Source organism: Morganella morganii H1r, assembly GCF_000633515.1.
GTDB lineage: Bacteria > Pseudomonadota > Gammaproteobacteria > Enterobacterales > Enterobacteriaceae > Morganella > Morganella morganii_B.
On record NZ_AYMP01000018.1, the window covers coordinates 244,620 to 252,154 of the forward strand.

The 7,535-nt window shown below is 44.4% G+C and carries 5 protein-coding genes; all 5 read right to left on the minus strand.

Going from position 1 to position 7,535, the window contains the following annotated elements; all coding sequences use genetic code 11:
* Nucleotides 1-9: 9 nt before the first annotated feature.
* The 5 genes from U868_RS0112430 to treR all read right to left on the minus strand — a co-directional run bounded on the left by U868_RS0112430 (nt 10) and on the right by treR (nt 7,355).
* Nucleotides 10-1,395, minus strand: coding sequence for a carbohydrate porin (locus U868_RS0112430; protein ID WP_025153575.1), 1,386 nt, complete (start codon nt 1,393-1,395; stop codon nt 10-12).
* 89 nt (nt 1,396-1,484) lie between these two features.
* On the minus strand, nt 1,485-2,144 hold the full coding sequence (gene pgmB, locus U868_RS0112435) for a beta-phosphoglucomutase (RefSeq protein ID WP_025153576.1): 660 nt from the start codon (nt 2,142-2,144) through the stop codon (nt 1,485-1,487).
* The gene (locus tag U868_RS0112440; RefSeq protein ID WP_025153577.1) at nt 2,141-4,837 is read right to left on the minus strand and encodes a glycoside hydrolase family 65 protein; all 2,697 of its coding nucleotides are present in this window, start codon (nt 4,835-4,837) and stop codon (nt 2,141-2,143) included. The genes pgmB and U868_RS0112440 overlap by 4 nt, the downstream gene beginning before the upstream one ends.
* A 20-nt stretch (nt 4,838-4,857) precedes the next feature.
* Nucleotides 4,858-6,282 carry a PTS trehalose transporter subunit IIBC gene (gene treB, locus U868_RS0112445; protein ID WP_025153578.1) on the minus strand — a complete coding sequence of 475 codons (1,425 nt, stop codon included), beginning with the start codon at nt 6,280-6,282 and terminating at the stop codon, nt 4,858-4,860.
* Nucleotides 6,283-6,401: 119 nt separating this feature from the next.
* Nucleotides 6,402-7,355 carry a trehalose operon repressor TreR gene (treR, locus tag U868_RS0112450; protein WP_025153579.1) on the minus strand — a complete coding sequence of 318 codons (954 nt, stop codon included), beginning with the start codon at nt 7,353-7,355 and terminating at the stop codon, nt 6,402-6,404.
* Nucleotides 7,356-7,535: the final 180 nt, after the last annotated feature.

The following is a 7,535-nucleotide window of genomic DNA, read 5'->3' on the forward strand; positions in this document are numbered from 1 at the left end:
AAGAGAGGATCAGAATAAGTATTTAAAACGGACACGCGCCCCGTAACGGTCGTTATCTTTACTGTCAACCATCGTCATATCCCCTTTCCCGTTAATATGGGAATAATACGCACCGAGATAGGTTTTAAAATTATCCATGCCCAATATATCCGGTAACTCATACGACGTGAATACGGTATGAATATTATACCGGCCCGGATTTAACGTATCATACTGACTGTCATCAAATGCATTCACAACCTGATAGGATTTAATATCATTATGCGCATAGATATAACCCAACTGGAACTTGCGCCATAAGATATTCGTCCCGGCTGAAAAGTCATTTTCATTCTTCGCATCCAGATAAGCCGTGCTGAGGTTAACCACCACCCCGTTCTCCGGGTCATCTTTCAGGGTATCCCATTTCATGGTCAGGCCATAGCCGGTACGGCGCGACTGATCCGTAAATTTGCCGTCAGCATTATCAAAACCGTAGGCATTGCTGATGACGTTGGCATCCACAGCACCCGCAATCGTGACATTATCATAATTCCATGCCACCACAGGACGAACGTAAATCACATTCTTTTTATTCTGTAATTTACGGCCATGATATTCCTGATCTTTAAAGACACGACTGCCATCCTCAACCAGCGTATTCACCTCAAAATACCAGTTATCATATTGGCTGCTGAGGTTCATTCCGCCACCGTGGTTACTCCGCCCGCGCCCTTCTTTCATCATATAGATATAGCCAAACCCGTCAGCATAGAGATCATTGGCACTGTTACCCGAATGTTCAACAAACGTATCCTGGTTCAGCGGGAACATATCATAGGCTTCATAGCGGCCGATTTTATATTTCCATTTATTTTCTTTACCAAAATAGAATACGGCATCATCAAGCCCGATATTACCGGTCATATTCGCTAACGGCTGAACACTGAAGCCGGCATAGTTGCCGTTATCCAGTTTCCGCTGCCCGTCAAGACCAATCAGTATCCGTCCGTTAATATCCCAGCGCTCTTTATCACCGAAATCATCGGCCCCGTGCCCGGTCTGTGTATGCATTGAGGTAATCTGCCCTTTCCGGCTGGCAGCATCTATATTGAACTCCACATCACCGTATAATTTCAGTGACCCTTTACCGTTATCTGCGCTGACGATATTACTGAAACCCGATGTATTTTCCTTACCGGTATTGCCGGCCGGCGCCGTATTCTGAGCCATTAAACTTTCCAGACGTTCTGCTTTTTTCTCTGCCGCCACAGCTCTGGCTTCTGCTTCAGCCGCTCTTTTTTCAAGACTGTTCAGACGCGCCTCAATATCACTTAATGATGTTTCAGCACCGGCAGAAAAAGGGAACACAGAAACAGCAAACCCTGTTATCAATGCTAATTTCGTTAGTTTCATTATATTTACCTTTGTTCACGACGATCAGGTGGCTGCGGCATATAAATATGCCGGGCCTTCATCAGAAAAATTTATTATCAGAAATTTAATTATTGTTTTATTTTTAATAGATATTCAGGCGTGATTTCTTCAAACGACGAAATAATAAGATCAGCACCACGTAATAATGCATGATCTGCGGTGACGCCGACTGAAAAAACACCCGCCCTGTTCAGCGCAGTAATACCTGACTGCGCATCCTCAAAACCTATTGCATCCTGCGGCAGGACATTAACAGATGACGCTGCCTTCAGAAATATTTCAGGGTCCGGTTTACCTTTACTCAACAATGCAGGATCAACAATGGATTTAAAATAATTATCAATATTGAGTTTTTTTAAAATAAAAGGTGCATTACGGGATGCCGATGCAACGGCACACGGTATATTAAGCATATTAGCCCGGACAATAAAATCATGAACCCCGGGTAAAATATCCTTTTCGGATAACTCCCCGAGTAATTTCACATAATAATCATTTTTCTCATCCGACAGTAATATCTTTTCCTCATGACTGTACATATCCGACTGACGGCCATACTCTAATATTTTTTCTAATGATTCCATCCGGCTGATCCCTTTGAGGTTTTCATTAAACTCCTCACTGATATCAAATCCTGCCTTATTGGCTATATATCGCCATGCAATATAATGATACTTTGCTGTATCAACAATCACACCGTCCAGATCGAATAAAAATCCTGATTTCATGATGTATATTCCTTTATATAATTATATGAAAACGGTATGCCTGCTGTAATCTGATAAGTTTCATTATCAATATCGATATATGCCTCTTTATCCGCCGTGACGGATACCGATGCCGGTGAGATTAAAAAGTAATAATGAACACCGCGATGCTGTAAATTAAAACTGATACATTTCCATTCCGCCGGTAATGACGGGGAAACGGATAAACGGTCACCACGAATATCCACCCCGGCATAGGACATTACCGCCGTATTGATTGTCGCGGCCATAACACCGGTGTGAATACCTTCAGCGGTGGTTCCGCCCTGAATATCACCATAATCCGATCGCAGTGCCTGCTGATACAATTCCCGGGATAAATCGTGCAACCCGGTATCACAGGCCAGTTGTGCATGCACCACTCTGGATAATGTGGAGCCGTGAGAGGTTCGTTTTAAATAATAATGAAGGTTTGTCTGTGCGTAATCACGACCTAAGTGATAGCCCATGTTATTCAATATCCCGGTGACATCATCACGGGAAAAATTATTGAATATCATCAACGTATCTGCCTGCTTGGCCACCTTATAATTATCCGCACTTTTACCTTCCGCACGCAATATTCTGTCCATCCGGTAAATATTGCCGTACTTATTCCTGTAGTGTTCCCAGTCAATCTCTTTCAGGGAAAAATACCCGTCAAACTGAGCAATGACATCATCAGCAATGACCAGCGATAAATGCTGACCGGCATGACGAATTTCCCGGATAAACGCGGTGTCTTCCCCGCCGGTATTAAACTGCGGATACAGTTCAGCCAGGACGGAAAACAGCCAGGAGATCATCATATTGGTATAGGCATTATCTTTGAGCCCGGCGCTGCTGCTGCCGCTGATATGCTCATGAAATTCATCCGGCCCCATCACGCCGCTGACAGAGTAACGCCCGGTAACCTCATCATATTCAGCTTTACTCAGCCAGAAGCGGGCAATATCTGTCAGCATTTCCATACCGTACAGCCGCATGAATTCCGCATCACCGGTATTTTTCCAGTACAGCCAGATATTATAAGCAACGGCAAGAGACACATGGCGCTGAAGATGACTGTAATCCGGATCCCAGTGACCGTTCAGCGGATTCAGGTGCACCGATTGTGTCTGCTCACTGCCGTCCAGACCGGACTGCCACGGATACATTGCGCCCTGACAACCGCTGTCCTGTGCAATTTTCCGCGCTCCCGGTAACCGGTTATAACGGTACATCAGCAACTGGCGGGCCGTTTGCGGGAAATGCATAATATAAAAAGGCAGGATAAAGATTTCATCCCAGAAAATATGCCCCCGGTAAGCCTCTCCGTGTAATCCGCGGGCCGTCACCGACACATCGAGCTTATATTTTGCGTTACTGTAAGGTGAACACGATGACAGCAGATGAAAGATATGCAAACGTAATAACTTCTGAGACATTAAATCGCCGTCAATAACAATATCGGCCTTATCCCATAAGTTTTTCCATGCCTGCTCAGACGCTTCTGCCTGAACGGCAAAATCCGTCAGCGTTGTTTTATCCGCATCAGCCCAGTTATCCGGAAAAACAGAAGAGAGACGGATGTTAATACTTTTCTCAAGACGGTATGTTTTTCCCTTTTTCGCATGACAGGTAATAAGCTGCTGTACTTTATCAGGGCTTTCTTTTATCTGAATCTCACTGTCAGTGAAAAAATCCCCGCTTATTTTTGCGGTCACACCGATACCGATACCCGATTGCAGTGTCCGTGCATTTAACTGTACATAACTGCCTTCCGCCCCGCGGGACAATACCCGGTAATGGTCTGATGTCAGGCTGCGGTAACGTTCCACACCATAATTACGGGTCGTGCCGTCAATACAGGTGGCAACGGTAATCTCCGCATCAAAATTCAGGGGCGTGAAGCTGTATTCAACCGCAAACCGTTCCGGACAGGACATATCCGCCAGCATCCGGCTGTTAATCTGAATCAGGTGTTTACGGGAATCTTCTGCAATCCAGGTCTGCGCCAGAATACCGGTTTTTAAACACAGGTTCCGGTACAGCACTTTATTGCGGCAATTTTCCGGCGATAACCACTCACCATCGCCAATTTTTATCCGGACAGAACGGGCATCAGGAACATTCACAAAATCTTCATTGGATACCGTATTCCCGGCGACATCTGACTCAGCGCGGTTATAACAACCGGCCAGATAGGTTGCCGGGTACGCCGCCTCACCTGCCCGCATATCCGGCAGTGCCCCGCGTACCCCAAGATATCCGTTTGCGGTGGTTAATAATGATTCCGCAGCGTATTCTTCTTTGCCCGCCGTAAACCCGGAATAATCGATATTCCAGCAAAGTTGTTCATATTTCTGTTTTAGTGCCTGCGCCAGATCGTTTTCTGTCAATACGCTCGTTCCCTGCTGTGCAACGAAAGGCACATTGAAGATTTCCGAAAATGACTTTTCCAGATCAATAATGGCATTACCGGCAAGTTCAGCACAAAATGCAGGATAATCCGGCACCCGCTCCCCCGTAATGACACCACCTTTAATACCGGGAAAATCACGGCTGATTTCGGTTAAAATATCCAGACATGTTTTAACGGATATCTCACGCCAGCAAAAAGCATAGTCATATTTATCGCTGCCGGAAAAAATATCAGCCCCACTTTCTTTTACAGACACAGTCAGATAGCACATATTAAATTCACTTTATTAATTTACAGAGAAGTTACCAGGGTGCCTTTGCGCTGCTGATAACGATACATCATCATTGTTAATAAGATCGGAACAACAATGGCGACTATCATGGCAACAAGGTAAATACCCCAGAAAGCAGGCTGAATAGACAGAATTCCCGGAATACCACCGACACCAATACCATTGGATAACACATGCGCAAAACCGCAAATTAATCCTGCCAATGCGGCACCAATCATGGCGCACAGCATCGGGAAACGGTAACGCAGGTTTACACCGTACATCGCCGGTTCGGTCACACCCAAATAGGCAGATATTGCCGCCGGAATCGTTATTTCGCGTTCGTCCTTTTTGCGGCTCATAATAATGATGCCGGCAACCGCAGAGGCCTGGGCAATATTTGATAGTGCAATGATAGGCCAGATAGGTGTTCCGCCAATGCTTTGCGTCAACTGCATATCAATAGCCAGCGTGGTGTGATGCAACCCGGTAATGACCAGCGGCGAGTAGAAAAAACCAAATATCATTGAGCCGATTAATGCATAATCACCCAGCATTAAATAGCGGACACCATCCGAAATAAGATTACCGGCAGCACGTCCGAACGGCCCCAGAATGGCATGAGCCACTACCACAGAAACCAGAATGCTGATGATCGGTACAACCACCAGTGTTAAATATTCCGGGATACGGCGGCGTAATTTCACTTCAAACCAGCCAAGGAATAAACCGGCCAGAATAGACGGGATCACCTGAGCCTGATATCCCACTTTCTGAATGGTAAATACGCCGAAATCCCAGACATCCGGTGTCTGGCTGCCGATACCATAAGCATTCATCAACTGAGGTGATACTAATGTAATGCCCAGCACAATACCCAGGATCGGAGAACCACCCATTTTTTTGGTTGCCGACCAGCAGATAGCCACCGGCAGGAAATGGAATATTGCTTCACACGGTAACCACAGGAAATCATATATTGGCTTTAGCCAGTCATAATACGCCGTCAGCGGTTTATCATCGCGGATCGGCATTTCACCGATAACATTCCGGAGTCCCAGTAATAAACCACCACAGATTAATGCCGGCAGCAAAGGAACAAAAATTTCGGCCAGATTGGCAATAAGCCGCTCCCAGAATTTCATATTTTTTCTGGCGGCAACCTTGGTTTTTTCTTTATCTGATTCAGATATATTGAGTTTTTCAATTAAACCGCGGTAGTAGTCACCGACATTCATGCCGATGATAACCTGGAATTGACCTGCGTTATTAAAACACCCCTTAACCCCGGGTATTTGCTTAATAGACTCAATATCTGCCAGTTCAGGATTATTTAATACAAAGCGTAATCGTGTCAGACAATGAGATACTGTACTGATATTTTCCTTTCCGCCGGTAAATCTGATGATCTGATCCAGCTCATCACTATGAACATTAATCTCCATATCCCCATCCCCGTATAAAACGTCTCTTTTTTAAAATACGTTCAGTATGGGAATGGCTCAATGGGAACGATCCCATTACGGGACAAGCATCACACAAAAGTTTGTTTAACTCAATAAAATCAACAAGTAAACGAAGGTGACGGGACTAAGTGTATTTTGGGTGAAAAATTGCCATTAACCATATCAATCAATAGGTTGACAGATTTCTGACCGGTTTCACTAATGCCCAGGCGGCATGTTTTTACATCCGGAAAGAGGAAGGTTAATAAGTCATTGCGTCCGATACAGGCAACAAAAATAGTATTAATCTGATGATGAAGAAGATATTTTTTGACACCAAATGCCAATGATTCAGTCGCACATAATATGGCCTGAGGGCGTTTCAGTACGATATTTTCAGCGAGAAGATAACCGCTTTCATAATTTAATTCACCTAATGCCGCATCTGATACTATGTTATATTTTTCGCAATAATGCTTATAAGACTGATAACGTAATAACCCGGTTGTTTCATCGTGTTCATTAACACCGATATAACTGATGGCTGTAAAATTCTTCTCCTGATGAAGATAATTCATCAAATGATTTACAGTTCCGGAATCATCATTACAGACACAGGTGTACCCTTCAAACGGACGGGCAATAACAACGATATTTTTTTGCCAGAAGGCTAATTGCTCTCTGTCCAGACCGGTAAATGCAAATAAAATAACGCCATCCACCTTTCGTCTTTCAAGCATAGACAGATGCTCATCAACCTTTGCAGGATCAAACTGGCTTTCCAGAATAATAGGGTCAATATTGTTTTTATATAAGACCGGCAGCATCGCGCGAATTGCCTGATTCTCAGAATATGAATCAAGCCGGGTAACAATAATACCAAATGTCCGGCCCGTTAATCCTCTCATCGCCCGTGCTGATTTTGATGGCGTAAAATTATTCTGCTCAATGACTGCCAGGACTTTACGACGGGTCTCTTCATTGACGTTCTGTTCGTTATTTATCACACGGGAGACAGTGGATTTACCGACATTACAGATAGCTGCAATATCTTTAATGGTGAGTTTTTTCACTGTGTATGCTCCCGTTGATTCATTTTGATCTGGTTATCAGAACAGATGCCAGGTGAGTCCTGCAATCCGGTGCAGGGTATTATACGCATTTAATTATGAGAATTGCCGGTTGTTAATTCATTATCCGAAAAATGAGCACAGACTGTGCTTTTTTTTTCCAAAACGCAAAAAAGCCACCCA